This is a genomic window from Chitinimonas taiwanensis DSM 18899, assembly GCF_900119825.1.
GTDB classification, from domain to species: Bacteria; Pseudomonadota; Gammaproteobacteria; order Burkholderiales; family Chitinimonadaceae; genus Chitinimonas; species Chitinimonas taiwanensis.
This window is the reverse complement of the sequence record NZ_FPKR01000007.1, coordinates 132835-157209: the sequence shown is the minus strand read 5'-3', so window position 1 is coordinate 157209 and position 24375 is coordinate 132835. Positions and strand designations below refer to the sequence as shown.

Annotated in this window: 28 protein-coding genes; 22 read left to right on the top strand and 6 right to left on the bottom strand. The window is 62.6% G+C overall.

What is annotated here, in order from left to right; translation table 11 throughout:
* Window positions 1–10: 10 nt before the first annotated feature.
* Together BT173_RS10320 and BT173_RS10315 are read right to left on the bottom strand one after the other, a co-directional pair.
* Window positions 11–946, bottom strand: coding sequence for a GNAT family N-acetyltransferase (locus BT173_RS10320; RefSeq protein WP_072428565.1), 936 nt, complete (start codon window positions 944–946; stop codon window positions 11–13).
* A complete protein-coding gene (locus BT173_RS10315) occupies window positions 943–1524 on the bottom strand; it encodes a DUF2087 domain-containing protein (RefSeq protein ID WP_072428564.1) in 582 nt (193 codons plus the stop codon). Before BT173_RS10315 ends, BT173_RS10320 begins: the two co-directional genes overlap by 4 nt.
* 509 nt (window positions 1525–2033) lie before the next feature.
* Here BT173_RS10315 and BT173_RS10310 point away from each other — a divergent pair.
* Window positions 2034–3584, top strand: coding sequence for a hypothetical protein (locus tag BT173_RS10310; protein WP_139256117.1), 1551 nt, complete (start codon window positions 2034–2036; stop codon window positions 3582–3584).
* 96 nt (window positions 3585–3680) lie between these two features.
* Window positions 3681–4001: a hypothetical protein gene (locus BT173_RS19305; protein ID WP_072428562.1), complete on the top strand. Its 321-nt coding sequence runs from the start codon at window positions 3681–3683 to the stop codon at window positions 3999–4001.
* Window positions 4002–4125: 124 nt separating this feature from the next.
* Here the strand turns inward: BT173_RS19305 and BT173_RS10300 are convergent, their stop codons facing one another.
* Both BT173_RS10300 and BT173_RS10295 read right to left on the bottom strand, forming a co-directional pair.
* On the bottom strand, window positions 4126–5193 hold the full coding sequence (locus BT173_RS10300) for a type I restriction endonuclease (RefSeq protein WP_245794162.1): 1068 nt from the start codon (window positions 5191–5193) through the stop codon (window positions 4126–4128).
* A 296-nt stretch (window positions 5194–5489) separates the two neighbouring features.
* Window positions 5490–6875: an aminopeptidase P family protein gene (locus BT173_RS10295; RefSeq protein WP_072428561.1), complete on the bottom strand. Its 1386-nt coding sequence runs from the start codon at window positions 6873–6875 to the stop codon at window positions 5490–5492.
* 175 nt (window positions 6876–7050) lie between these two features.
* Here BT173_RS10295 and BT173_RS10290 point away from each other — a divergent pair, with 175 nt between their 5' ends.
* The 17 genes from BT173_RS10290 (at window position 7051) to BT173_RS10210 (ending at window position 20316) form a co-directional block, all read left to right on the top strand.
* A complete protein-coding gene (locus BT173_RS10290) occupies window positions 7051–7470 on the top strand; it encodes an Hsp20/alpha crystallin family protein (protein WP_308417575.1) in 420 nt (139 codons plus the stop codon).
* A gap of 206 nt (window positions 7471–7676) precedes the next feature.
* Window positions 7677–8900, top strand: coding sequence for a bifunctional glutamate N-acetyltransferase/amino-acid acetyltransferase ArgJ (gene argJ, locus BT173_RS10285; RefSeq protein WP_072428559.1), 1224 nt, complete (start codon window positions 7677–7679; stop codon window positions 8898–8900).
* A gap of 13 nt (window positions 8901–8913) precedes the next feature.
* The gene (locus BT173_RS10280) at window positions 8914–9315 is read left to right on the top strand and encodes a hypothetical protein (protein WP_072428558.1); all 402 of its coding nucleotides are present in this window, start codon (window positions 8914–8916) and stop codon (window positions 9313–9315) included.
* Window positions 9316–9377: 62 nt separating this feature from the next.
* Entirely contained in the window at window positions 9378–9671 is a 294-nt protein-coding gene (locus tag BT173_RS10275) for a hypothetical protein (RefSeq protein WP_072428557.1), read from the top strand.
* Entirely contained in the window at window positions 9664–10509 is an 846-nt protein-coding gene (locus BT173_RS10270) for an ATP-binding protein (protein WP_072428556.1), read from the top strand. The genes BT173_RS10275 and BT173_RS10270 overlap by 8 nt, the downstream gene beginning before the upstream one ends.
* 18 nt (window positions 10510–10527) lie before the next feature.
* Entirely contained in the window at window positions 10528–11670 is a 1143-nt protein-coding gene (locus BT173_RS10265; RefSeq protein WP_072428555.1) for a hypothetical protein, read from the top strand.
* A 56-nt stretch (window positions 11671–11726) separates the two neighbouring features.
* Window positions 11727–12668 (top strand): Nudix family hydrolase, encoded by a 942-nt coding sequence (locus tag BT173_RS10260; RefSeq protein WP_072428554.1) that lies wholly within the window; start codon window positions 11727–11729, stop codon window positions 12666–12668.
* Window positions 12665–13090 carry a hypothetical protein gene (locus BT173_RS10255; RefSeq protein WP_072428553.1) on the top strand — a complete coding sequence of 142 codons (426 nt, stop codon included), beginning with the start codon at window positions 12665–12667 and terminating at the stop codon, window positions 13088–13090. Before BT173_RS10260 ends, BT173_RS10255 begins: the two co-directional genes overlap by 4 nt.
* A gap of 137 nt (window positions 13091–13227) precedes the next feature.
* On the top strand, window positions 13228–14874 hold the full coding sequence (locus BT173_RS10250; protein WP_072428552.1) for a methyl-accepting chemotaxis protein: 1647 nt from the start codon (window positions 13228–13230) through the stop codon (window positions 14872–14874).
* Between the two features lie 130 nt (window positions 14875–15004).
* Window positions 15005–16132 (top strand): D-alanyl-D-alanine carboxypeptidase family protein, encoded by a 1128-nt coding sequence (locus BT173_RS10245; RefSeq protein WP_072428551.1) that lies wholly within the window; start codon window positions 15005–15007, stop codon window positions 16130–16132.
* Window positions 16120–16551: a GNAT family N-acetyltransferase gene (locus tag BT173_RS10240; RefSeq protein WP_072428550.1), complete on the top strand. Its 432-nt coding sequence runs from the start codon at window positions 16120–16122 to the stop codon at window positions 16549–16551. The genes BT173_RS10245 and BT173_RS10240 overlap by 13 nt, the downstream gene beginning before the upstream one ends.
* 29 nt (window positions 16552–16580) lie before the next feature.
* On the top strand, window positions 16581–17441 hold the full coding sequence (locus BT173_RS10235; RefSeq protein WP_072428549.1) for a D-amino acid aminotransferase: 861 nt from the start codon (window positions 16581–16583) through the stop codon (window positions 17439–17441).
* On the top strand, window positions 17435–17941 hold the full coding sequence (locus tag BT173_RS10230) for a GNAT family N-acetyltransferase (protein ID WP_072428548.1): 507 nt from the start codon (window positions 17435–17437) through the stop codon (window positions 17939–17941). The genes BT173_RS10235 and BT173_RS10230 overlap by 7 nt, the downstream gene beginning before the upstream one ends.
* A gap of 12 nt (window positions 17942–17953) precedes the next feature.
* The gene (locus BT173_RS10225; RefSeq protein WP_072428547.1) at window positions 17954–18223 is read left to right on the top strand and encodes an HP0495 family protein; all 270 of its coding nucleotides are present in this window, start codon (window positions 17954–17956) and stop codon (window positions 18221–18223) included.
* A gap of 2 nt (window positions 18224–18225) precedes the next feature.
* A complete protein-coding gene (gene lipB / locus BT173_RS10220) occupies window positions 18226–18900 on the top strand; it encodes a lipoyl(octanoyl) transferase LipB (RefSeq protein WP_072428546.1) in 675 nt (224 codons plus the stop codon).
* A gap of 29 nt (window positions 18901–18929) precedes the next feature.
* Window positions 18930–19901, top strand: a complete 972-nt coding sequence (lipA, locus tag BT173_RS10215) for a lipoyl synthase (RefSeq protein ID WP_072428545.1) — start codon at window positions 18930–18932, stop codon at window positions 19899–19901.
* Window positions 19902–20025: 124 nt separating this feature from the next.
* Window positions 20026–20316 carry a DUF3144 domain-containing protein gene (locus BT173_RS10210; protein ID WP_072428544.1) on the top strand — a complete coding sequence of 97 codons (291 nt, stop codon included), beginning with the start codon at window positions 20026–20028 and terminating at the stop codon, window positions 20314–20316.
* 53 nt (window positions 20317–20369) lie between these two features.
* Here the strand turns inward: BT173_RS10210 and fumC are convergent, their stop codons facing one another.
* The gene (gene fumC, locus BT173_RS10205) at window positions 20370–21773 is read right to left on the bottom strand and encodes a class II fumarate hydratase (RefSeq protein ID WP_072428543.1); all 1404 of its coding nucleotides are present in this window, start codon (window positions 21771–21773) and stop codon (window positions 20370–20372) included.
* 108 nt (window positions 21774–21881) lie between these two features.
* Window positions 21882–22661, bottom strand: coding sequence for a substrate-binding periplasmic protein (locus BT173_RS10200; protein ID WP_072428542.1), 780 nt, complete (start codon window positions 22659–22661; stop codon window positions 21882–21884).
* A 230-nt stretch (window positions 22662–22891) separates the two neighbouring features.
* On the opposite strand from BT173_RS10200, the gene BT173_RS10195 reads away from it, so the two are divergent.
* From BT173_RS10195 to BT173_RS10185, 3 genes are read left to right on the top strand one after another with little or no spacing between them, the layout of a single operon-like run.
* Window positions 22892–23257, top strand: a complete 366-nt coding sequence (locus tag BT173_RS10195) for a response regulator transcription factor (RefSeq protein ID WP_072428541.1) — start codon at window positions 22892–22894, stop codon at window positions 23255–23257.
* Window positions 23254–23877 (top strand): chemotaxis protein CheX, encoded by a 624-nt coding sequence (locus BT173_RS10190; protein ID WP_072428540.1) that lies wholly within the window; start codon window positions 23254–23256, stop codon window positions 23875–23877. The genes BT173_RS10195 and BT173_RS10190 overlap by 4 nt, the downstream gene beginning before the upstream one ends.
* Window positions 23874–24371 (top strand): acyl-CoA thioesterase, encoded by a 498-nt coding sequence (locus BT173_RS10185; RefSeq protein ID WP_072428539.1) that lies wholly within the window; start codon window positions 23874–23876, stop codon window positions 24369–24371. The genes BT173_RS10190 and BT173_RS10185 overlap by 4 nt, the downstream gene beginning before the upstream one ends.
* Window positions 24372–24375: the final 4 nt, after the last annotated feature.

Genomic DNA, 24375 nt, shown 5'->3' with positions numbered 1-24375 from the left:
CGGCAGATCGCTACAGCGCCAGCTCATACACCGCACCACGCGGCTGGGCCTCGTAAAAGCCCAGCCCCTGGTGCAGGCCCAGCGAGGCGTGATTGCTACTGGCCACCAGGGCGCTCAAGGTGGTGATGCCGCGCAAGGCCAGGCGCTCGCATGCATGCTGGTAGAGCAGGCGCGCCAGGCCCTGGCCGCGCAAGGCCTCATCCACACCCACGGCTTCGACTGCGCCGCCTTCGATCAGGCAAAAGGCGCGATAGCGGCCGGTGGCATCGGCCAGTACGCAGCCAGCATCCCAGTCGGCAGGCGTCCACTCGGCCTGGAAGGTGGCGAGATCGACCGGCGGCGCGTTCGGCACCGCGCGAAAGGTGCTGGCATACAGGGCCGCTAGCTGTGGCCAGTCGAAGTCGGCCGGCGCCACGCGCTGCCAGCCGGCCGCCGCGAAGTCCACGGCACGGGCGCCTGCCGTGGCGCAGGCAAACTGCACCCAGTCGAAGCAATATTGAAAACCAGCCGCGCGCAGCGCCTGCAGCTTGGCATCCTCGCCAGCCCAGGCGCTGACGCGCAGGCTGCGCGCGCCCAAGCGGCGGGCCTCGCGGCTGACGCTGGCCAGCAGAGCGCTGGCCGCATCGGCATCGGCGGCGAACAGTGGGGCAGCAAAACACTGGCCGTCACGGGCAATGCCCAAGCTAACCCAACCCGCGCAGCCCACCGGCTGCCCGGCACGCCAGGCCAGCAGCACCTGGCGACCATGGCCACGTGCGGCATCCTGCAGCGTGCTAGCCAGATCGGGCGCCGCGGCCGGGGCCAGTAGCTGTGCATACAGCGCCTGCACGGCGGGCAGTGCGGCCAGGTCCAAGGGCCCCAGGTGCAGCGCAGCCCGCGCACTCGCGCTACCCACCTCGCCGTGCGCGGCACGGCAGCCCAAGGTAAAGATGCTGATAGGCATCATGCCTCCCTGCACTGCACGGCCGCGAGCAAGGCCTGAATCGCCTCGGGTACCGCCTGCTCGATGCGGCGATACACCTTGCCATCCGGCGTGCGGGTCAGCAGACCGTAATTGACCAGCTCGCGACGCAGCAGCACATGGTCGCCAAAGCACTCCGCACGCTTGATGTATTCATTGATGGCGCGCTCACTCATTTCGCGCTGGGTGGGAATCTGCCTGCACACCACCCATAAGCAGGGCAGCTGTTCGGAAAACTTACCCGGCCAGCGCAGCAGGCGGCCCTGAGCATCGAAATGCCGCAAGAGGCGCAACACATCAGCCGCCGGCAGCTGCACTTGGGCGGCGCGCTTGGCCGCCGGGTCGGCTGCGATAGTCGGGAGAACGGGGACAGGCGCGGCCTGAGCCTGGGCGCGGAACTGCTGGAAATTCTGCTGGCCAACGGCGCGCGCCAGCATATTCAACAGCTGCACATGGCTGGGCGGCTGGGCGTGTTCCGCCCACTGCTTGGCCAGCTGCGTGCTGAGCGAACGGGCCAGGGCCGAGATATCGGGGGCGTGAAAGGGAAAAACGGGACGAGACATGGTCGATTCCTTGTCGTCGTGCCTACCCGCCAGGGGTACGCCATCGGTCGCCGTTATGGCTTGGCACAGTCAGGTTTCGAGCCAAGCTGGATCACCGCACAGCGCCATACGCCGAAGCAACCCGGGAGGGTGTATTGCCAAGCAGGTTTAGCGTGGTTCAAGACGAACCGGCGACGCCTAGGTGAACTGCCGACCGGCGCGCAGGATAACGCCGATGGATGAGGCTTGCCAAGCGGTGAGCCGTACAGCCAGTAAGCCACCTAAAAATTACAGGCCATTCTCTCTACCACCTTATCCGCGAGCCATCACGAACTTTGTTCGTGTATTGCGCGATAGGCTTTTCATTCTCCGCGGGAGGGGCGAAGTAAACTGGCAAGCTCAGCCTGCGGAAACCGGGAAAAGTGACCCAATCTATCCTTCAAATGCTGGCCACCAAGCTAAAGCGGACAAGCTGTTGGCTAACGCGCATGGTAATCACCGGACTATTCGTCGTGGCATGGATCGCGCCCATGCTGTGGGTCTTCTCCCTAAGGGCGAGTCAAGGCATGTCGCTGCTAGATCCCCCACCTTGGGCGGGCTGGTTATGCCTCGCTTATGCGCTGGGACTCATCACGCTTTGGTGCTTGCTGTGCAAGGTCTGGAAACAAGTTCTTGGCTTCGGGGCGCTACTTGCATTGCCACTGGGGGTTCTCCCGTCCTTAGTCGTTCTCTCCATCAGTGATGATCTCTGGGCAAGTTTCAACTCACAGCAAATTCAAAACAGCGTACTGCAGCCTAGTTTGGTACGGGCGGTCTACACCACCACCACGTCTGTCAAGGGTCGGCCCTCCACGCATGAGTGGATTGCTCTCAGCCATCCACTCAGGCCCAGCCAAGCGATGAGGCTGCGCAGACACCTGGTACCCGAGGCGCTACATAGCCAAGGCTTAGTCGTGTGCTCAACGCTGCGAACCGGCCGTTTTGGCTGGCGCTGGCTGGAGTCTACGCGCGCCTGCCGGGCGGGAGAGCTGCCACGCCCTCTGCCTAGCTTTGGTCTGGTGATGCTGCCCGCCGTGCTGGAGGAACACGTCGCAGCACAGAATTTGACTCAAAATATCGCTGGTTACTTTGACGAACGAGGCCAGGCTTGGTGGCTAGACCAAACCGGCATCCAGCCTAAATTGCTGTCCGCACAGCGCAAAGCCAGCGTGACCAATGAGCGCCGCTGCCAACTCCTGGGCGAAGCTCGCCTGAGCAGCGACAAGCTCAGCCTCTTGAGTTTTCTGAATATCAGTGCACCTGGCTCAGATCAGCCGCCGCTACCGCACTGGAAAGCGCTAGGCAGAAACGTCCTTGTATTCACACCTGGCGCTGATGGAACCTGTAGATTGATCGCCGATTTACACCAGCCGGGCTGGACGCTCGACGCCGACTTCGACCAGGCAAGCCGCCGTCTTGCCGTGTTCAGTGCAGATCGACGTCCGCAAGCAAGCAGCAGGCAGCTCAATCTGGGTTATCAGGTGTCGATTTACACCTTCGACGCAGAGGGCAATGGCCAGCTGGTCGAGGCCCACCCAGTATCACAAGACCGTTTTCAGCGGCTGCCTGTCCAGCAAGCTCGCTTAGGCTGGGACGCGGGTAGGCTGGTGCTGCAGCATCCCGCCAGCCCACAAGCATTGAAAGTCTTTCAAAATGCTCAATCAACGGACTCGGTGGCAGGTACCCAGTTAGTGCCAGCTCCCCCGCCACTACCCAAGGAATTGAGCTATCTCACCCCCAATGCTTGGAAGCTGGCAGCCAAGGCGCCACAGGCCTCGCTGCATCTCTACGTACACCCGGACTACAGTGGAGCACTGCTATTCCAGCAAGCTAGCGGGATCTGGTACCACATAGCGCCTGTGAGGCTAAAGCCACATGATGCGGACACAGAGGGCCCCGAATTTTTCACATTCAACGCCAAGTTCAATACATCCGACGCTCATCTTTCGCCTGATGGACAACGCCTGATCGGCTGCAACAAGATAGACTCATTCGCACCCCGTAAGCACTGCGTGCTGCTAAGTTTGTCCTGGCCAGATTGATCTTTGCGCGTCAGGGTTCTCCTAGACGGCGAACCACATCCAATTGCTATCGGCACAAGCACGTGCTTTAGATGCCCCCCGATCACACAGGCCGAAATGATGACAAAAAAATTCGCGACACTTTCCATATTGCTTTTCCCTACCCTTGCAATAGCCGCAATACCTGCATTACCCAAGGATGTGAGTGCGCTTATAGAAAAACGTGAGCAATGTGATCACTGGCGCGGGGAGGTCGATGGGCAAACCATATCCAAAACGTTGGAGCGAGATATTCAGCGTGCCTGCAAAGGTACAGACAAACAACTCCATAGAATGAAATCTAAATATCAAAACAATCAAAGCATCACAGACAGATTAAATGAATTTGAAGAGAAAATAGAAGCATCACCAAGGCAGAACAGCACACGCCACGATTGAATAAATACAAGTTCGGTCAGTGCCTAGAACAGGCCATCCGCGATGCGCGGACAATTTGACTCTACAGACAGGACGAGCATTATCTCGCTCGCCCCGTCCAGCACACGCCACAACAGCACCAAAACTAATCTTTATAAAACCCAACCGTAGCCTTGAGCTGATCGGCGAATCCATAAATCTCATCCAGTGATTCAATCGGATGTCGCGTTCCGTTTTTCTCTTGATCAAAAATCTCAATATATTTCTGACTTCGATTGAAATGAAGCCGACAAATTGGCTTCCTGTTATTGTCGTCCAGAAGTACGCCGAAGTAACTCTGCGTATCGCGCTGAATAATTCGCTTTGCATCCACCACAGTTCGGACAATCGCCTTGACAATATGAAAGCCTTCCAACTCCTCTAGAGTTGTGATGACCTTATCCTCTTGAGATGCCTCACTTTCACCAGAAGTAGTAGATGCCGGTGCGATAATTGACGGCGCGACCACACCGCTCATAGCAGACTTCAAGCGATCATTAATTTGATCGCTCAAAAACTGCAGTGCAGCTTTACGCGTCAGCTCAGAGAACTGCTCCCTTACCTTCTGGGTAATCGTGCCATCGTAAACACGCGCCGCAAAGAATTTGACAAAATCATCATCTGGCTTGGCAAACTGCTCACCGATGATTTTCTTTATCTGACTAACGTACTTCAGCTCTCCAGCCGCATTGATGATTGACCCAATATCAAATGCCGACTTGGTCAATTTGATTAATTCCGGCACAACATGCTCATCAATGTCGAGTAAATTCAGCTCCAGAAATGGCTTCTCATCCATTTTATTTGGCGCATCAAGATCAGTGAAAAACTTATACACCTGACCATTGGTAAGGATGGATATCCTCGCATTAGTCACATGGAAGTAGCGGAAAAGTTGCGAAGCATGATTCACATTCAACTGCTCACCAATCTTCTTACATTCAACGAGAATCTGAACCTCACCATCTTTCAAGATGGCATAGTCGATTTTCTCCCCTTTCTTGGTACCAACATCACAAACGAATTCTGGGATCACCTCGGTAGGATCAAATACGTCATAGCCAAGTACAGCATTGATAAAAGGCATGACAAATGCATTCTTGGTCGCTTCCTCGGTCTGAATGGCGGCTTTCTGTGTCTGAATCTTGATGGCAAGATTGCTCAGCTTTTGCATGAATTCCATCTCTTCCCCTCTATGCATCGAAACAACTCTATCGGCCAAGTATTTTGGCTCGATAGCAGCATAGGAAATGCCTCATGCAACTGCGTGATTTTTTATCTACGGGAAGAATATAAAACTGAATTCGACGGCCCCGAGCGACTTAAATGCAAAGCGCCAGACTGCGTGAAGTCGCCAACCAGTTCGGGGATACGGCAGGACGCATGTGCTCGAGGGAAGAGGTTTCTTAAAGCAAACGATGGGCAAACACTGCCCATCGTTCTAGCTTTCTGTTCGTACCAAATCCGAACTCAAACCCCCAACGCCTCCACCTCCGCCACCGTCTTGGCAATCGGCGTGCCGAGTACGCGTGCGCCCTCGGCGGTGACCAACACATCGTCTTCGATGCGGATGCCACCGAACTCTTGGCAGGCCTTGAAGGACGCGTAGTTGATCAGGCCGCGGAACTTGTCCTCGGCTTCCCAGCGCTCGATCAGGGCCGGAATGAAGTAGGCGCCAGGTTCCACGGTGACCACATTACCCGCGCGCAGTGGCTTGCCCAGGCGCAGCGAGCGGCGGCCGAAGTCCTGGCTGCGCACCACGCCTTCGCCATAGCCGACCCGGTCCTCGCCCAGCGCTTCCATATCGTGCACATCCAGTCCGATATGGTGGCCGAGACCATGCGGGAACAGCAGCGCATAGGCGCCACTATGCACCACTTCTTCCGCGCTGGCCTTGAACAGAGCCAACGGGGCCACACCAGCCACCAGCACGCGTGCGGCATGGTCGTGCACTTCGCGATAGCTGATGCCGGGCTGCATGGCGGCGATGGCGGCCAGCTGGGCATCGAGCACCGCCTGGTAGACCACGCGCTGGCGCTCGTCGAAACGGCCGCCGACCGGAATCGTGCGGGTGATATCGCTGGCGTAATGTAGCGGGCTTTCCGCGCCCGCATCGTTCACCACCAGATCGCCCGCCTGCAGGGTGTAGCCATGGCCATGGTTGTGCAACACATGGCCATCGCGGCTGAAGATGATCGGATAGGCAAGCTGGCGGCCCTGGCTTTGGGCCAGGCCGCTCATCAGGCCGACCACTTCCTGTTCGCGCACGCCGGGCTTGCTGGCCCGTAGGGCCAGGGTGTGCATGCGCGCGGCCACCTCGAGCGCATTCTCCATCTGGGCGATTTCCTCGGCGCTCTTGATCGAACGCAGCGCAATCATGGCCTGGGTCAGTGGCTCGGACACGCCTGCATCCAGCGCTCCCACCGGCTGGCCCAGCAGTTCAGAGAGCCACAGGCGCTGTTCGGCGCGGTAGGGCGGCAGGTAATGAATAGCGCGGCCGGCAGTACGCGCCTGGGCCAGCACCGCCTCGAGCTGGGCGAGCGGCTGGGTGTGGCTGACCGCCACGGCTTGGCCCTGCTCGGCCAGGCTGGCCAGCGGGCCGGTCCACACAATGCTGTCGAGGTCGCCATCGTTGCCGAACAGGGTGACACGGTCGGCGTCGATATCGATCAGACCAGCGAGGCCTGGCAGATCAAGGCCAAAGCAGTACAGAAAGCTCGAATCCTGGCGAAATGGATAGATATTATCCGCATAGTTCATCGGGCTGTCGGTATTGCCCAAGAGCAGGATCAAGCCACTGCCCACTTGCTGAGCAAGGGCGTGGCGGCGGGCGGCGTAGGTCGTGGCAGCAAACATGGTGGGCTTCCTGAGTATCAAGCCCGGATGATACTGCCGCAGAGCAAGGCAAGGTGGGCGACGAGCGGCGCACCGTGGTTTGATCAAGGTCAAAAAAACTTACAAACCAGGTACTTATGCTCCTCTTAGCGCCCAAGTGGTTTGGTCGCCTCGCGTAATGGAGGATCGAATGACTATGCTGCCCAGCCGAAGCCGTCTGTTTGAGGATTTCTTCCGTGACCTCAGCCCAGGCTTCTTCATCAAGCCCCTGCATGGCGATGCCCTGCCGAATGAAATCACCCTGGATATCAAGGAAAGCGATGAGGCCTACACCCTGCACGCCGAATTGCCGGGCGTGGCCAAGGAGGACATCCACGTCACAATTGACGGTGCGGTGGTATCCATACGCGCGGAGGTACGCCAGCACGACAGCCACAAGCAGGACGAGCGCCTGCTGCGTAGCGAACGCTATTACGGTTCGGTGGCGCGCAGCATCCGCCTGCCCCAGGAGGTGAACGACGCGACCGCCGTGGCCAAGTGCGAAAACGGTGTGCTGACCTTGGTACTGCCCAAGCGGACTCAGGCCCAGGGCGCCAAGCGACTCAATATCGCCTAGGCCAGCTTGGGGCAAGCAAAGCGGCTTGCCTGGCTAAGCGACGAGGTCGCCCACTGGGGCGGCCTTGTTTTTTTGCAGCAGCCGCCATCACTTCAGCCCCACAAGCAGCTGGGCTAGCACGGCCTGGAAAACCCGTTAACGAGATTGCCGCTGCAAAGTATTAGAATCGCGTTTTCCCGCAGCGCAACAACAAGGACCCCGCCGCCATGCCCGTGAATCTCGTCGCTCCCGATCCCGCCTCCCTGCACGCCGTGCCCGGCATCACCCTGGGTATCGGCTCGGCCGGCATCAAGAAGGTGGGGCGCAAGGATGTGCTGGTGATGAAGCTGGCTGACGAGGCAAGGGTGGCGGGCGTGTTCACCAAGAACCGTTTCTGCGCCGCCCCGGTGCAGCTGTGCCGCGAACACCTGGCCGCCGCCACGCCGCGCGCGCTGGTAGTGAATACCGGCAACGCTAATGCCGGCACCGGCCTGGATGGGCGCGCCCGCGCGTTGCAAGTCTGCGAGGCGCTGGCCGCGCAACTGGGCGTGGCACGCGAGGCGATTCTGCCGTTTTCCACCGGGGTGATTCTGGAACCGCTGCCAGTGGAGAAGATCATCACCGCCCTGCCCACCGCCGTGGCCAATCTGGCGCCGGCCAACTGGGCGGAAGCGGCCGAGGCCATCATGACCACCGATGTGGTGTCCAAGGCAGCCAGTGCCAAGGTGCAGATTGGCGGCCAGACCATCACCATCACCGGCATCGCCAAGGGCGCCGGCATGATCCACCCGAATATGGCCACCATGCTCGGCTATGTGGCTTGCGACGCCAAAGTGGCCCAGCCGCTCTTGCAGCAGCTGGTCAAGCATGCGGCCGATCGCAGCTTCAACTGCATCACCATCGATGGCGATACCTCGACCAATGACAGCTTTATGCTGATCGCCACCGGCCAGACCGGCACCGAGATCGTGGATGCCGCCAGCGCTGAATTCGCCGCGCTGCGCGATGCCATCACCGCCGTGGCGCAGACCCTGGCACAGGCCATCGTGCGCGATGGCGAAGGCGCCACCAAGTTCATGACCGTGCTGGTGGAAGGCGGCCGCGACGAGAGCGAGTGCAAGGCGGTTGGTTATGCCATTGGCCGCTCGCCGCTGGTGAAGACCGCCTTCTTCGCCTCCGACCCCAACCTTGGCCGCATCCTGGCCGCCATCGGCTATGCCGGCATCGAGGATCTCGATGTCGACAAGCTCGATCTGTATTTGGACGATGTGCTGGTCGCCACCCAGGGCGGCCGCAACCCGGCCTACCGCGAGGAAGACGGCCAGCGCGTGATGAACAAGGCCGAAATCCTGATCCGCGTGGTGCTGAACCGCGGCCCGGTCGCCGCCACCGTGTGGACCTGCGACTTCAGCTACGACTATGTGAAGATCAACGCCGACTACCGGTCCTGAGTCGCTAAAGGTCATGTTGCAGCTGCACTTCCGCACCACGCGCTTCCTGCCCTATCTGCCCGAGGCCAGCCAGGTCAACCCTGGCGCCTATGGCTTCGAGCTCGCGCAATGGTTGTCGCAGACGCTCATGCAGGCCGGCATCGTGACCAGTTATCCGCTCGGCGAAGATTGGGGCTGGTTTATCGAATACTTCGAGGACGAGTTCGAGTGCATGGTTGGCTGTGCCGCCGTGGCAGAGGAGGGCGAGGGCTATCTGGCTCAGCCGGTGGATTGGCGGATTTTTGTCAAAGCCCAGCGCTCGCTCAAGCAGCGCCTCCAGGGCCGCGATGCGCGCGCTGTCTGTCGCAAGCTGGCCGGGGCCATCCTGGCCGCCTTGCTCACCGAAGGCATCCACGCCGAGCTGACGGAAGACTGAGCGCACCCATCTCTGATTCGCCAGCGCGGCATGGCCGCCCTGGCATTCAAACGGTAACCATCATGCGTGAACGCAGCATTGCCCCGTTTATCGTACTTGGCCTGGGCGGCATGCTTTGCCTCGCGGCCCTGCTGCTCTATGGCACCGAGGCGATCGCGGCCGATCTTTGCCAGGATCGCGGCGGCGCTTTCGACTATCTGCGCGGCGTGTGCCGCGATGGCGTGGCCGGCTTGCCAGTGCCGCCACTCATGCAACGCAACCCGGCGGTCGGGCTATGCGGCATGGCCGGTGGTCTGCTGCTGGCCAGCGCCAGCCTGACCCTGCTGCTGCGCCGCAAAGGACACCACCATGCTTAATCTGGAAAGCCTGCTCAAGCGCTTCGAACACCTGCTGCCACCACCGCATGCCGAACTCGACTGGTCGGCCCCCGCGTTTCGCTGGCGCAAAAAGGTGGCACTGGGCACCAGCGTGGGCTGGCTGGAGGCCATCCATCAACCGCATCGCATCCGCCTCGATGATCTGCAGAACGTCGGTCCGCAAAAGGCCGAGATCGAACGCAATACGCGCCAGTTCGTGCAGGGCCGCCTGGCCAATAATGTATTGCTGACCGGCGCACGCGGTACCGGCAAGTCCTCGCTGGTGAAGGCGGTGCTGCATCAATTCGCCGCAGAGGGCCTGCGCCTCGTGGAGGTCGACAAGGACGATCTGTGCGATCTGGCCGATATCGTCGCCCTGCTGGCGCCGCGCCCCGAGCGTTTTATCGTGTTTTGCGACGATCTGAGCTTTGAGGAAGGCGAAGGCGGTTACAAGGCGCTCAAATCGGTGCTGGATGGCAGCGTGGCTGCGCAGAGCAGCAATGTGCTGATCTATGCCACCTCGAACCGCCGTCACCTGCTGCCCGAGTACTTCGACGAGAACCTGCAGACGCGCCACGTGGATGGCGAAATCCACCCGGCTGACGCGGTGGAGGAAAAGATCAGCCTGTCCGAGCGCTTTGGCCTGTGGCTGAGATTCTACCCCTTCAGCCAGGACGAGTACCTGGCCGCCGCCCGCCACTGGCTGGCCGAGTTCGGCCTGCGCCATTGGGACGAGACGCTGGAGCGCGAGGCTTTGAATTGGGCGCTGGGGCGCGGCTCGCGCTCGGGGCGGGTGGCCTGGCAGTTCGCGCGCGACCGCGCCGGCCGGCAGGGCTAGCCGGTGCGCGTAGTCGGTTTGGGTCTAGGCACCAGCATCGCACTGGGCCTACTGCTACTCGGGCTGTACGCGCTGCGCGATCCGGCCGTCCTGCCCGCCCACCCCAGCAGTGCGAGCAGCGAGCAGCCAGCCTTGCCGGCTATCGAGGCCGCAAACCCAGCTCCAGCGGACACGGTTGCGGCGACCAAGCCCTCGGCCCTGCCAGCTGCCGTGCAGGCCTTTTTTCATGCCGATGATCTGTATGTGCTGTTCCTGCGCTACCGCGATAGCACGCAGGTCGATGAGCTGTATGCAGCCTGGCGTGCGCTGGATGCCTGCCGGGACATTGGCACGGCACTGCGTGAGGGCAAATCGGCCGAAGCCTTGCGCCGCTCGGCCCAGCCGGATGGCCCGGCCCGTGAGGATGCGGCCGCCCAGGCTGCACTGGAGCGCATGCGCAGCACGCATATCGCGCGCTGCCAACGCTTTGTCGAGCTGAACGAGCCGGGCAAGGTGCGCCAGGACATCCTGCAGCGCGCGGCGGCGTTGGGCTCCTTGCCAGCCCAGCTCTATCTATCGCGCCCGCCCCATGCGCGGCGCGAGCCGGAAAAATTCGCGCAATGGCAGGCACAGCAAGCGCAGCTGGTCGCGCGGGCGCTGCGCAGCGCCGACCCACTGGCCGTATGGGCGTTGGCCGATGGCCCTAGCCGCTTTGTACCCGCGCTCGATTACGCCAAGCTGCAAGCCGAGCGCCAGCAGCGCGAGACGCAGCTGGCCGACCTTTTCCCCGGTCTGTACGCCGCCGCCCCGGCCTCCAGTCAGCCGCTGGAGGCGGTAGTGGAGAAAATCGGCGCCCAGGAGGCCTTACGCGGCGTATTGGTCGAGCATGCGACCCGCCTCGGTTACGATCTCGGCCCCGACTCGATGGGGCGCTTTCTGCACTGTCAGCGTCGCCAGTACGATAACTGTCTGCCAGGCCCGACCAAGGTGCGCGAGACCGACTTTCTACGTGCCGCCCAGCAGAGCGGACTGAGCCAGGCACAGGCCCAGCAATGGTGGCAGGCAGATCAGGCGCAGCGCACCGCCGAGCAGAGGCTACAGGCCGAGCTGCGCGCGATGCTGGCCAAGGCGCTGGCCGACGGGCAGTTCCAAGACTTGGGCATAGCCCAAACCATCAACTAATCACCCTTCAAGCCACCAAACCCAGCCCGGCCTGTACGCCAACCTAGAGCAAGCTCATGAGCGAAACCAAGATCACCCACGTCGCCGCCGGCATCCTGATTCGGGCCGACGGCCAATTCCTGCTCGGTTCGCGCCCGGCCGGCAAGCCCTATGCGGGCTGGTGGGAGTTTCCCGGCGGCAAGCTGGAAAGCGGCGAGACCGCGCTGCAGGCGCTCACGCGCGAGCTGCAGGAGGAAATGGGCATACGCGTGACGGCAGCGCAGCCCTGGCTGGTGCAGACCTTTGTCTACCCACATGCCCATGTACGGCTGAATTTCTTCAAGGTCAGCGGCTGGGAAGGCGAGCTGCACCCGCATGAGGGTCAGCAATTCGCCTGGCAGACGCCGGGCAGGCTGAATGTGGAGCCGGTGCTACCGGCCAATACGCCGATTTTGCGTGGCCTGCAGCTGCCGGCCGTGCTGGCCTTTTCGAATGTGGCCGAACTGGGCGAGACCGCCTGGCTAGCCACCCTACAGACCCAGCTCGCACAGGGCCTGCGCTGGCTGGTGCTGCGCGAGCCGCAGCTGGATGCAGACAGCTATGCGGCGCTGGCGCGCCAGACCCTGGCCCTGGCGCAAGAGCATGGCTGCCAGGTGCTGCTGCATGGTCAGCCCGAGCTGGCCGAGGTACTGGGCGCAGCCGGTGTGCACCTACCCGCCCGCCAACTCATGCAGACCACGACCCGGCCGGGCGGCTGGTGTGGCGCCTCGGTGCATAACGCGGCCGAGCTGGCCAAGGCAGCCGAGCTCGGCCTCGATTACGTGGTGCTGGGCACCGTTGCCGCCAGTCAGAGCCACCCAGGCGGCGCCACGCTGGGCTGGGATGGCTTCAGTGCGCTGGTCGGCCAGGGCTGGCCTTTCCCCGTGTATGGCATAGGTGGGCTGAGCGCGGCCGACCTCGACGCCGCCCAGGCCGCTGGTGCCCAGGGCGTGGCCATCTTGCGCGCGGCCTGGCGATGAAGCCGGCTTGGCAAGCTGGGCTCGCCGTAGCCGGGCTAGCCGCCCTGCTAAGTGCCGGCTATCTGCTGCAGCCGCGCACGGCGGCGCCCGTGCAGCGTTATCAATGCACCGACCTGACCCAGCCCTGCCCGGTCGAGCTGGCCGGCCAGCGCTATCAGCTGCAGGCGGCCAGCGCGCCGTCTGCACTGCGGCCATTCCGGCTCAGCCTGCGTGGCACCACACCGCCCGATACGCTCAGCGTGCGCTTTGGCATGCAGGGCATGGAAATGGGCCCGATTGCCTTCCCCTTACCCAAGCAGGCCGACGGCAGCGCGGCGGCCAACATCGTGCTGCCCTATTGCGTGCAAGGCCGACGCGACTGGTGGCTGCGCCTCGAATCGGCCGACGCGGCCATCGAGGTTGCCTTCCAGGCGGCCGGCTAAACGGCCATCCCGCCCTCGCCGAGCGCGCTTGACGGCGCGGCGCGGGCTGGCCCAGCAAGCCGCGCATCCCTTGCTATGCTGGTTGGACAAGATCGGCGCCAGGCCGGCTAACCACCAAAATGGAAGGGACGCACATCATGTTCTCTACGCTCTCGCTTAGGGCCAGGCTGACTATCGTCGTCATCGTGGCACTGGCCGGCATGGCCGCGCTGGTGCTGATGGCTGCATTGACCATGCGCGGCGACCTGCTGGAAGGCCGCAAGGCGCTGGTGCGCAATGGCACCCAGGCCATGATCAATCAGCTCGTCCATCTGCAGCAGCAGGAAGCCAGCGGCAAGCTCACGCGCGAGGAAGCGCAGGCGCGCGCCAAGGACATGCTGCGTGCGGCGCGCTATGGCGGCGAGAATGGTAAGAGCGAGTATTTTTACGCTTACACCATGGAAGGCATCAGCGTCATGCACCCGGTGCGCCCCGAGTTCGAGGGCACCAATCGCATGGAGATGAAGGACAGCAAGGGCGAGTTCATCCTGAAGAAGATGCTGGGCGGCCTGGCCGGCGGCGCGCAGGAAGCGTTCGTGATGACCTCCTTCCCGCGCCCGGGCAGCAAGGAAGACGCGCCCAAGTTGCAGTTCGTGCATCGCTTCGAGCCGTGGAACTGGATGATAGGCACTGGCATCTACCTCGACGATGTAGAGACCGAGTTCCGCGAGCAGCTGCTGCAGCAACTGCTGATCGCGCTGTTTCCGCTTGGCCTGGTAGCGCTGATATGCGTGCTGGTCGACCGCAGCGTGCTGCGCCAGCTAGGCGGCGAGCCGGCCTATACGGTGGATGTGGTGCAGAAGATCGCCGCCGGCCAGCTCAATACCCCGATCAGGCTCGACGGCCAGGACCCGAACAGCCTACTGGTGCGCGTGGCCGAGATGCAGCGCCAGCTGCGCGAGCTGATCGCCCAGATACGTGAGAGCGCCGATTCGATCGGCGAGATGGCCGAGACGGTGTCGGCACGCTCAAGCGAGGTATCAAACGGCTCGGTCAGCCAGAGCGACGCGGCCGCCGCCATGGCAGCCGCGGTGACCGAGATGACCGAGAGCATCCATCAGATTGCCGATAGCGCCGACCGCGCCAACCAGCTCTCGCTCGAATCGGGCCAGCTATCGCGCGAGGGCAGCGAGGTCATCAGCCGCGCGATGGGCGAGATGAACCGCATCAGCGAGGCCGTACACCAGACCTCGGGCGTGATCGACACCCTGGCCGACAAGACCCAGACCATTACCAGCATCGTGAACGTGATCCACGATGTGGCCGACCAGACCAATCTGCTCGCTCTGAACGCCGCTATCGAGGCAGCGCGTGCCGGCGAGCAGGGGCGCGGCTTCGCGGTGGTGGCGGACGAGGTGCGCAAGCTGGCTGAGCGCACCAGCACGGCCACGCGCGAGATCGCCGCCATGATCAGCGATATCCAGCAAAGCTCGCAGGAATCCAAGTCCACCATGGAGATGGCGGTGCAGCGGGTGGAAAGCGGGGTGGAGCTGGCCGGCCAGGGCGGCGAGGCGGTCAGGCGCATCGAGGAAAGCGCCGGGCGGGTGGTCGGCGTGGTCGAAGACATCTCGGTGGCGCTGAAGGAGCAGACCCATGCCAATAATCTGGTCTCGCAGCAGGTCGACCGCATTTCCAGCAGCGCCGACAGCAATGCCAGCTCGGCACGCACCGCGGCCGAGATCACCGGGCGCATGCACGGGCTGACCGAGCAGCTGCGCGCGGCGGTCAATCGCTTCCAGGTCTAGTCGCCACGCGGGGTTTTCGCCCGCGCACGGCAGGCGCGGAACCCTTTGTCCTGATGCCGGTCGCCTGGGTGCGCGACCGGCCTTGCTTTATAATCCGGGCCTTCCCGCCTCACCACGGTTACGCCCGCCCATGAAAGCCACCCTGATTGCCCTGGCTGCAGCGCTGTCGCTGCACGCTGCCGCCGCCCTGCCAGTGCCCGCGGCCCCCGATTTGTCCGCGCGCGCCTATCTGCTGCTCGACTTCAATAGTGGCAGCACCCTGGCCGCCAAGAACCCCGACACCCGCATCGAGCCGGCCTCGTTGACCAAGCTGATGACCGCCTACCTGACCTTCCAGGCGCTGAAGGAAGGCCGTCTGCAAGGCAGCCAGCAATTCACCGTGTCGGAAAAAGGTTGGAAGACCGAGGGCTCGCGCATGTTCCTCGACCCAAAGAAGCCGGCCAGCGTGGATGACATGATCCGCGGCATGATCGTGCAAAGCGGTAACGATGCCTGCGTGACCCTGGCCGAGGCGATTGCCGGCAGCGAGGAAACCTTCGCCGGCATGATGAACCAGCAGGCGCTCAAGCTGGGCATGAAGGGCAGCCACTTCATGAATTCCACCGGCCTGCCCCATCCGCAGCACTACACCACCGCGCGCGACCTGGGCATCCTGGCCGCAGCCATCATTCGCGACTTCCCGCAGTACTACCCGATCTATGCGCTAAAGGAATTCCGCTACAACAACATCAGCCAGCCTAACCGCAACCAGCTGCTGTACCGCGACCCGCAGGTGGATGGCATGAAGACCGGCCACACCGAGAGCGCCGGCTACTGCCTGGTGGCCAGCAAGAAGAGCGCCGATCGCCGCGTGCTGAGCGTGATTCTGGGCACCGACTCGGACAAGACCCGCGCGGATGAGAGCGCCCGTCTGCTTGGCTACGGCATGCAGTTCTTCGATACGCCGCGCCTGTTCGCCGCGCGCACGGCCGTGGCCCAGGCCCGCGTGTTCAAGGGCGCGCAGGACAGTGTGGCCGCTGGTTTCGACCGCGACCAGTATGTGACCGTGGTCAAGGGTGCTGGCGCGCGCGTGCAGAAGCAGATCGTACTCAAGCCCGCCCTGGTGGCGCCGCTGAAAGCCGGCGAGCAGGTGGGCAGCGTGAAGCTGAGCCTGGATGGCAAGCCGCTAGGCGAGCTGCCGCTGAAGGCCCTGGCCGCCGTGCCGGAAGCCGGCTTCTTCGGCCGCAGCATCGATAGCCTCAAGCTGTGGTTCAACTAAGAGCGGCGCACGAGCGTGATCTCACCGAGCTGGCCAGCCTGGCTGGCGAGCTCGGCTATCCGCTTGCCCCAGCCATCATCAGCGCCAACCTGCTGCAAATCGTCACGCGGCCCGAGCACTGTCTGCTGGTGGCCTGCGATGCCGAAGACAGGGCGATCGCTTTCTTGCATGCCTATCAACGCATCTCGCTTGCATCAGTCCCTTCGGTGGAGATCGCCGGCCTGGTCGTGGCAGCTGACTGGCGTGGCCAGGGCGTCGGGCGTAGGCTGATCCTCGCGCTGCAAGACTGGGCCAGCCAGCACGGAGTCATGGTTCTGCGCTTGCGCAGCAATGTGCAGCGAGAAGATGCCCACCGCTTTTATCAGCAGCTGGGATTTCGCGTCAGCAAGACCCAGCTGGCGCTGGTGAAGAATCTGTAAGCAAAGCACCCACGGCAAGGATCACCCCCATGCTCTACCTGAACGGTCAGTTTCTCCGCCCCGAAGACGCCAAGATCAGCGCGCTGGACCGCGGCTGCCTGTTTGGCGATGGTGTCTACGAGGTGATTCCGGTCTATTCGCGCCAGCCTTTTCGCCTCGCCGAGCATGTGCACCGGCTGGATGCGAGCCTGGCCAGCATTGCGCTGCCCAACCCGCATAGCGCCGCCGAGTGGATGGAACTGGTGCAGGCGGTGATTGCGCGCCAGGACTACGACGATCAGTCGGTCTATCTGCATGTCACGCGTGGCAGCGCCAGCGAGCGCGACTTTCCGTTTCCCCAGGATGTGGAGCCCACGGTGCTGATCAACCCGGCGCCGCTGGTCACGCCCAGCCATGAGCAAAAAGCGCGTGGCGTGCGCGCCATCAGCCATGCCGATTTCCGCTGGCTGCGCTGCGACATCAAATCACTGAATCTGCTGCCCACCGTGCTGCTGCGCGAAGCGGCCAAGCGTGCTGGCTGCGCCGAATGCCTGATGTTCCGCGATGGCTGGCTGAGTGAAGGCGCGGCCAGCAATATCTTTGTGGTCAAGGATGGGGTGATTGCGGTGCCGCCCAAGGATCATCTGATCCTGCCCGGCATCACCTATGACCTGGTACTGGAACTCGCTAAGCAGCATGGTCTACCGCTGGAAGTGCGCCGCATCAGCGAGGCGGAAACCCGTGCCGCCGATGAGCTGTGGATGACCAGCTCGACCAAGGAAATCCTCGCGATTGTGGAACTGGATGGCCAGCCAGTTGGCAAGGGCCAGGTCGGCCCGCTGGCCCAGCGCATGGATGCCCACTACCAGGAATTCAAACAGACCGTGATGCGTGGAGGCGCCGCATGCTGATCCGTCTGGCGACGCCGCTTGATGCCCCGGCCTGGTTCGCACTGCGCCTAGAGGCCCTGCAGGCCCAGCCCGAGGCGTTTGGCAGCAGCTATGCCGAGGAACGCGATATGCCGCTCAGCACCGTGCAAGCGCGTCTGAGCGACCCACTGAATCGCATCTGGGTGGCCGAGCAGGACGGCGTACTGCTGGGCACTGCCACGGCGCGGCGCGAGGGGTTTGCAAAATCGGCCCATCGCACCAATCTGTTCGCCATGTATGTCAAACCGACCGCGCGCCGCCAGGGCATTGCCCGGCGTCTGGTCGATGCGGTCATCCACAGCGCGCGCCAGGAACTGGCGGCCGACTGGCTGCAGCTCTCGGTGGTCAGTAGCAATCAGGCTGCCCTTGCGCTGTATCAGCAGTGCGGCTTTGTGGCCTGGGGCTGCCAGCCCGATGCGCTGCGTGTGGATGGCCGGTCCTATGATGAAACCCAGCTGGTGCTCGATCTGCGCACCCGGTAAGGAGGTATCGCCATGAGCGAACCCAAAGAAGCGATTATCGAATTCCCCACCCGTTTTCCCATCAAGGTGATGGGGCAGCGCCACGATGATTTCTCGCAGACCATCTTCGAGGTGATCCGCATCCACGCGGCTGACCTGACCGCCGAGGATATCGAGCTGCGCGTGAGTTCGGGCGGCAACTATGTGTCGCTGACCGTGACGGTGACCGCCATCTCACAGGAACAGCTCGACGCCATTTACCGCGCGGTGACCGCTCACCCGATGGTCAAGTACGTGCTGTAAGCGTGGAACTCGTCGTCAAACAACTCGGCTTGGTCGAGTACGAACCCACCTGGCGCGCGATGCAGGCGCTGACCGATGCGCGCGGTGCCGACACGCCCGATGAGCTGTGGCTCCTGGAGCACCCACCAGTGTTCACCCAGGGCCAGGCCGGCAAGCCCGAGCATGTGCTGCAAGTCACCGACATCCCCATCGTGCCGATCGATCGCGGCGGCCAGGTTACCTATCACGGCCCCGGCCAGCTGGTCGGCTATCTGATGGTGGACCTGAGCCGGCGCAAACTCGGGGTGCGCGAGTTCGTGCGCCGCATCGAACAGAGCCTGATTGATCTCTTGGCTGATCTCGGTATCACTGCCTATGGCAAGGTCGATGCACCGGGTGTGTATGTGAACACCGCGGGCGTGGAGGCCAAGATTGCCTCGCTGGGCCTGCGCATCCGCAATGGCAAGAGCTACCATGGCCTGGCGCTGAATGTGGCCATGGACCTGACCCCGTTCAGCTATATCAACCCCTGCGGCTATGCGGGCCTGGCGGTGACCCAGCTCAAGGATTTGGGCGTGGACAGCACGCCGGCCTCGCTCGCGCCGCAATTGGCCGCTAAAATCAACGCCTTGCTCGCGCAGGAAGGGTCCGCCTCGGTGGCCGACTATGCGCTCGCCACCAAGCCGGCCACCGTCTGAGCTGGTTGCACAAACGAAAGAACCCAAGCATGTCCTCGCCCGTCGTCACCACCCCGCCCGTCAAAGCCGAACAAGGCGTCAAACTGAAGGGCGAGGCCAAGACTGCCCGTATCCCGATCAAGATCGTCCCGCTCGACAAGCCGCTGGAAAAGCCGGACTGGATCCGCGTCAAGGCACCAAGCGGCAGCCGCTTCTACGAGATCAAGAACATCCTGCGCGAGCAGAAGCTGCATACGGTGTGCGAGGAAGCCAGCTGCCCGAATATTGGCGAGTGCTTCGGCAAGGGTACGGCCACCTTCATGATCATGGGCGATATCTGCACGCGCCGTTGCCCGTTCTGCGATGTCGGCCATGGCCGCCCGAATCCGCTTGACGAGAACGAGCCCAAGCATTTGGCCGAGACGATTGCGGCGCTGCGCCTCAAGTATGTGGTGATCACCTCGGTGGACCGCGATGATCTGCGCGATGGTGGCGCCGGCCATTTTGCCGATTGCATCCGCCTGAGCCGCGAGCTATCGCCTGCGACCCAGATTGAAGTATTGGTGCCCGATTTCCGCGGCCGCCTCGATATCGCCATCGACATCCTCAGCGCCACGCCGCCCGATGTGATGAACCACAATCTGGAAACCGCTCCGCGCCTCTACAAGCAGGCTCGCCCCGGTTCCGATTACCTGCATTCGCTCAAGCTCTTGAAGGACTACAAGGCGCGTAACCCGAATGTGGCCACCAAGTCCGGCATCATGGTTGGCCTGGGTGAAACCGATGAGGAGATCCTCGAAGTGATGCGCGATATGCGCGCGCACGATATCGACATGATCACCATCGGCCAGTACCTGGCGCCGTCCAGCTCGCACCTGCCGGTGCTGCGCTATGTGACGCCCGAGCAGTTCAAGTTCTTCGAGGCCGAGGCCTATAAGATGGGCTTCAAGCACGCGGCCGTGGGCGCCATGGTGCGTTCGAGCTACCACGCCGATCAGCAGGCACACGACGCCGGCGTGTAAACGCAGCGCAGGCTTGCAGCAAGCACGGCCACCTGCGGGTGGCCGTTGTGTTTAGCGCCCTTGCGGCCGGTTATACTCGCGCCCACTGGCCGCCCTCCCCATCCATCCCATAAGGAATAGCGCGATGACGCAGGAAAACGACGACAAGTTCTACGACCGCGCCGATGCCTATATCGAGCTCGCCAATAGCCAGTTTGAACATGCGGAGCTCGCCGATGTGAGCGCTTCCTTCATGTATGCGTTCGCGCGCTATACGGCCTGGCTCAGCTCGCAGGAGTTCGAATCGGCCAAGGCCATGCAGGCCGCCAAGATCAAGAGCATGGCCTTCTTCATGAAGCAGTTCGGCGCCATGCTGGAAGAGAATTTCGACGATTACATCGAGAACTTCGACGACTACCGGGCCGAGAGCGAGTAAGCATCGGCAAAGAAAAAGCCGCCCCAAGAGGCGGCTTTTTTACGCCTGCCCACCTAGTCGGCGCTCGGGTGGGTCATCTCCAAAGGCACCATCCAGGCCGCGAACTGCGCCTCGCTCACATAACCGAGGGCCAGTGCAGCGGCCTTCAGCGTGCTGCCCTCCTGGTGGGCCTTCTTGGCGATTTCGGCCGCGCGGTCGTAACCGATATGGCGGTTCAGCGCGGTGACCAGCATCAGATTCCGGTCCAGATGCTCAGCAATGCGCGCAAGCTCAGGCGCAATGCCGCGCGCGCAGAATTGGTCGAAGGCGAGGCAGGCATCAGCCAACAGAGCGATGCTTTCCAGCACATTGTGCAGCATGATCGGCTTGTAGACATTGAGCTGGAAATTGCCCTGGCTGCCGGCAAACGCCACTGCGGCATCGTTGCCGAACACCTGCACACACACCATGCTCAGCGCCTCGCACTGGGTCGGGTTGACCTTGCCCGGCATGATGGACGAGCCCGGCTCGTTCTCGGGAATGCGCAGCTCGCCGATGCCACAACGCGGCCCACTGGCCAGCCAGCGCACATCGTTGGCCAGCTTGAGCAGTCCGCCAGCCAAGGTACGCAGGGCGGCCGAGGTATTGACCAGCCCATCGTGCGCGGCCAGCGCAAAGAATTTGTCGTCGGCGCTGCGAAAGGGCTGGCCGGTCAGCGCTGCGATATAGGCAGCGGCGCGCTCGCCAAACTGCGGATGGGCATTGAGGCCAGTGCCGACGGCGGTGCCACCAATCGCCAAATCGTATAAGCCGGGCAGCGTGGCACGGATCGTCTGCAGGCCAAATTCCAGTTGCGAGACCCAGGCGCCGATCTCCTGGCCCAGGGTGATCGGCGTGGCATCCTGCAGATGGGTGCGCCCGGTCTTGACCACAGCAGCGTACTCGGTGGCCTTGCCCGCCAGCGTGTCACGCAGCTGCATAAGAGCCGGGAACAGGCGCTGCTGTAGCTCCATCACCACGGCGATATGCATGGCGGTGGGGAAGGTGTCGTTCGAGGACTGGCCGCGGTTGACATGGTCGTTAGGGTGCACCGGCACCTTGCTGCCCATTACGCCGCCAGCGAGTTCAATCGCACGGTTGGCGATCACCTCATTCGCATTCATATTCGACTGGGTGCCCGAGCCGGTCTGAAACACCACCAGCGGAAAATGCGCATCAAGCTGGCCGGCAATCACCTCGTCGGCAGCATGGATGATCAGCGCAGCCAACGGCGCGTCCAGCTCACCCAACTCGGCATTCGCGCTGGCTGCCGCGCGCTTTAGCACGCCGAGCGCGTGGATCAGCGGGCGCTGCCAGCGAAAGCGCGCCACCCCGATCGGGAAATGATGGATCGAACGCTCGGTCTGCGCGCCCCAATAGGCGCTTGCCTCGACCGCGATGCTGCCCATGGAATCGCTTTCCTGACGGTGGGTGGACATGAGGCACTCCTGCAAGACACGTGGATGGACTGTTACGGGGGAGGCGCAGCGCAGCTGCCCGAGCCGCGAAGCACGATGGATAGGGAATTGGGTGGGACCTGCACGCGCTCAGGGTGTCACGGTCTCGGCGACCAGAGCGCGCGCATAGTCACCGCGCCGCACGGCGTCATAGCTGACCCCAAGCACCGCCCGGTAGCGCAGGTCCATCTCGCCGCTGCGGATGCGCGCATTGAGCTCGCTGTCGAGCACTTCGGCCAATTTGGCCAAGCCAGGGCGTAGCGCCAGGAATTGCGGCTGAGCCGCCACCAGGGGCGTCAGCATGCGGATCTGCAGCTTGTGCTGACGGCGCATACGTTCGGTCCAGAACACATCCTCGAACATCACATCCACGCGCCGGGCCGACAGCTGGCGCAGGCCATCTATCGCATCGCCAATCGGTACCTTCTGCCAGCCGTTGAACTGCTGCACCGGCTCCGGGTAGATATAGTCGCGCACCCAGCCGACGCGCTGGCCGTGGAACTGCGCGAGCGATGCGAAGCGGCTGGGCGGAGCGTCCTTGGGCACCCAGGCCGCCAGCAGCCAGAATTCCATTGGCACGCGGCTCAGCTGCCATTTGGGCAGCATTTCCGCATCGGCAAACAGCATGATGTCGACCTTGCCGGCAAGCGCGGCAGCCAGACAGCGCTCCTGGGTGGCTGATTGGAAACGCAGCTTGTAATGCATCACGCCGAAGATCTCGTTGAGCAGGTCAAAGCTCAACCCACTATGCCCGCTGCGGCTGTTGTAGGTGACATAGGGCGCCCAGTCGTCGTAACAGACCGAAAGCGTGCCCTGCGCCTGGGCAGGCAGGCCAACTGCCAGCAAGAGAGCGGTGAGCAGCTTAGGCACAATAGAAAACCCATGGAGAACCAGCTTCCTTTTTAGTGCCTTCCGGGCGGAAAAGATGCCGAATCGGCCAAGAAAAGCCAGCGGCCAGTCACTGCACGGCGGCCGGCTTGGACTATCATGGCAGCGGGGGCGGCCAGGCTGCCGCCCTCGTGCTGGCACAGGGCCAGCTGGATAGGTGAACAGACTGCCAGAGCAGGACAGCCTAGCCGTGGACAAGAAAAGGACTGCGTGTGAGTAAACAGGTCTTGATCGTGGATGACAGCCGCGTATCGCGCATGCTGGCGCGTGCCTATCTGGAAGAAAGCCGTCCCGACTGGCAGTTCTTCGAAGCGTCCTGCGGCGAGGATGCGATTGCCCTGGTGCAGAAGGAGGCGATCGAGCTGGTCACCCTGGATGTGAACATGCCCGGCATGTCGGGCCTGGCGGCCGGCGAGCAGATTTTGCGCCTGCGCCCCAAGGCCCAGGTGGTGGTGCTGAGCGCGAATGTGCAAAGCAGCGTGCGCCAGCGCGCCGAATCGCTGGGCATGCAGTTCCTGCAAAAGCCGATTACCGAAAGCACGATCGCTCGGCTGCTGGAGCTGGTGGAGGGCACATGAAGCACTATCTGAGCCCCCTGCAGCACGATGCGCTGTGCGAGGTCTTCAATATCAGCGTGGGCCGCGCGGCAGCCGCGATGAGCGGCCTGGTGGGCGAAGAAGTCACGCTCTCGGTGCCAGCCATGCGCTTTTGCTCGATCGATGCCCTGTCGGAAAAGATGGGCATGGGCGAATGGCAGCGTGTCGATGCGATCTCGCAAAGCTTCAAGGGCAGCTTCGAAGGTGATGCGCTGCTGATGTTCCCCGACGACGACGGCATGGAGGTGGTGCGGCTGATGCTAGCCGGCCTCAAGCAGCCGGTGAATATGGACGAGCTGGCCAGCGATGCGCTGGTCGAGATCGGCAATCTGCTGCTCAATGCCTGTCTGTCTGCGCTGGCCGACATCATGGGCGAGGAATTCCACTTCGATATTCCGAATCTGAGCAGCGGGCGCAGCGTGGATGTGTTGGCCCAGCGCAGCCATCATCCCGAGGACCCGGTGCTCTTCCTGCATATCCAGTTCACCCTCGAGCATCGCCGCATCGAGGGCTTTCTCGCCTTCCTGATCAATCTGCCCTCGCTGGACAATCTGCGCAGCGGTATCGACGCATTCATCGGTCAGCTGCAACAACGCCCATGAGCCAAGCCAAACCCCTCGCGCACGAGCTGAGCATGACCGTGCTGATGACCCCGGACATGGCCAATTTCTCCGGCAATGTGCACGGCGGCGCCATCCTCAAATTGCTCGACCAGGTCGCCTATGCCTGTGCCAGCCGCTACGCCGGCAGCTATGTGGTCACCCTGTCGGTCGACCAGGTGACCTTTGCCCAGCCCATCCATGTCGGCGAGCTGGTCACCTTCCTCGCCAGCGTCAATTACACCGGGCGCAGCTCGATGGAGATCGGCATCAAGGTGGTGGCCGAGCATGTACGCCAGGGCAGCGTGCGGCACACCAATAGCTGTTTCTTTACCATGGTGGCGGTGGGCGAGGACGGCAAGCCGCTGCCGGTGCCCAGCTTGCAGCCGCACAATGAGGAAGCGCGGCGGCGCTGGCAGGAGGCCGAGCTGCGCAAGCAACATCGGCTCGACTACGCGGCACAGCGCGCCGCGCTCAAGCGGCAGGTGGCCGACTAGCTAC

Coding starts and splice junctions, on each gene's coding strand:
- BT173_RS10320 (WP_072428565.1), bottom strand. CDS start 946: ATGATGCCTATCAGCATCTTTACCTTGGGCTGCCGTGCCGCGCACGGC.
- BT173_RS10315 (WP_072428564.1), bottom strand. CDS start 1,524: ATGTCTCGTCCCGTTTTTCCCTTTCACGCCCCCGATATCTCGGCCCTG.
- BT173_RS10310 (WP_139256117.1), top strand. CDS start 2,034: ATGCTGTGGGTCTTCTCCCTAAGGGCGAGTCAAGGCATGTCGCTGCTA.
- BT173_RS19305 (WP_072428562.1), top strand. CDS start 3,681: ATGATGACAAAAAAATTCGCGACACTTTCCATATTGCTTTTCCCTACC.
- BT173_RS10300 (WP_245794162.1), bottom strand. CDS start 5,193: ATGCAAAAGCTGAGCAATCTTGCCATCAAGATTCAGACACAGAAAGCC.
- BT173_RS10295 (WP_072428561.1), bottom strand. CDS start 6,875: ATGTTTGCTGCCACGACCTACGCCGCCCGCCGCCACGCCCTTGCTCAG.
- BT173_RS10290 (WP_308417575.1), top strand. CDS start 7,051: ATGCTGCCCAGCCGAAGCCGTCTGTTTGAGGATTTCTTCCGTGACCTC.
- argJ (WP_072428559.1), top strand. CDS start 7,677: ATGCCCGTGAATCTCGTCGCTCCCGATCCCGCCTCCCTGCACGCCGTG.
- BT173_RS10280 (WP_072428558.1), top strand. CDS start 8,914: ATGTTGCAGCTGCACTTCCGCACCACGCGCTTCCTGCCCTATCTGCCC.
- BT173_RS10275 (WP_072428557.1), top strand. CDS start 9,378: ATGCGTGAACGCAGCATTGCCCCGTTTATCGTACTTGGCCTGGGCGGC.
- BT173_RS10270 (WP_072428556.1), top strand. CDS start 9,664: ATGCTTAATCTGGAAAGCCTGCTCAAGCGCTTCGAACACCTGCTGCCA.
- BT173_RS10260 (WP_072428554.1), top strand. CDS start 11,727: ATGAGCGAAACCAAGATCACCCACGTCGCCGCCGGCATCCTGATTCGG.
- BT173_RS10255 (WP_072428553.1), top strand. CDS start 12,665: ATGAAGCCGGCTTGGCAAGCTGGGCTCGCCGTAGCCGGGCTAGCCGCC.
- BT173_RS10250 (WP_072428552.1), top strand. CDS start 13,228: ATGTTCTCTACGCTCTCGCTTAGGGCCAGGCTGACTATCGTCGTCATC.
- BT173_RS10245 (WP_072428551.1), top strand. CDS start 15,005: ATGAAAGCCACCCTGATTGCCCTGGCTGCAGCGCTGTCGCTGCACGCT.
- BT173_RS10235 (WP_072428549.1), top strand. CDS start 16,581: ATGCTCTACCTGAACGGTCAGTTTCTCCGCCCCGAAGACGCCAAGATC.
- BT173_RS10230 (WP_072428548.1), top strand. CDS start 17,435: ATGCTGATCCGTCTGGCGACGCCGCTTGATGCCCCGGCCTGGTTCGCA.
- BT173_RS10225 (WP_072428547.1), top strand. CDS start 17,954: ATGAGCGAACCCAAAGAAGCGATTATCGAATTCCCCACCCGTTTTCCC.
- lipA (WP_072428545.1), top strand. CDS start 18,930: ATGTCCTCGCCCGTCGTCACCACCCCGCCCGTCAAAGCCGAACAAGGC.
- BT173_RS10210 (WP_072428544.1), top strand. CDS start 20,026: ATGACGCAGGAAAACGACGACAAGTTCTACGACCGCGCCGATGCCTAT.
- fumC (WP_072428543.1), bottom strand. CDS start 21,773: ATGTCCACCCACCGTCAGGAAAGCGATTCCATGGGCAGCATCGCGGTC.
- BT173_RS10190 (WP_072428540.1), top strand. CDS start 23,254: ATGAAGCACTATCTGAGCCCCCTGCAGCACGATGCGCTGTGCGAGGTC.
- BT173_RS10185 (WP_072428539.1), top strand. CDS start 23,874: ATGAGCCAAGCCAAACCCCTCGCGCACGAGCTGAGCATGACCGTGCTG.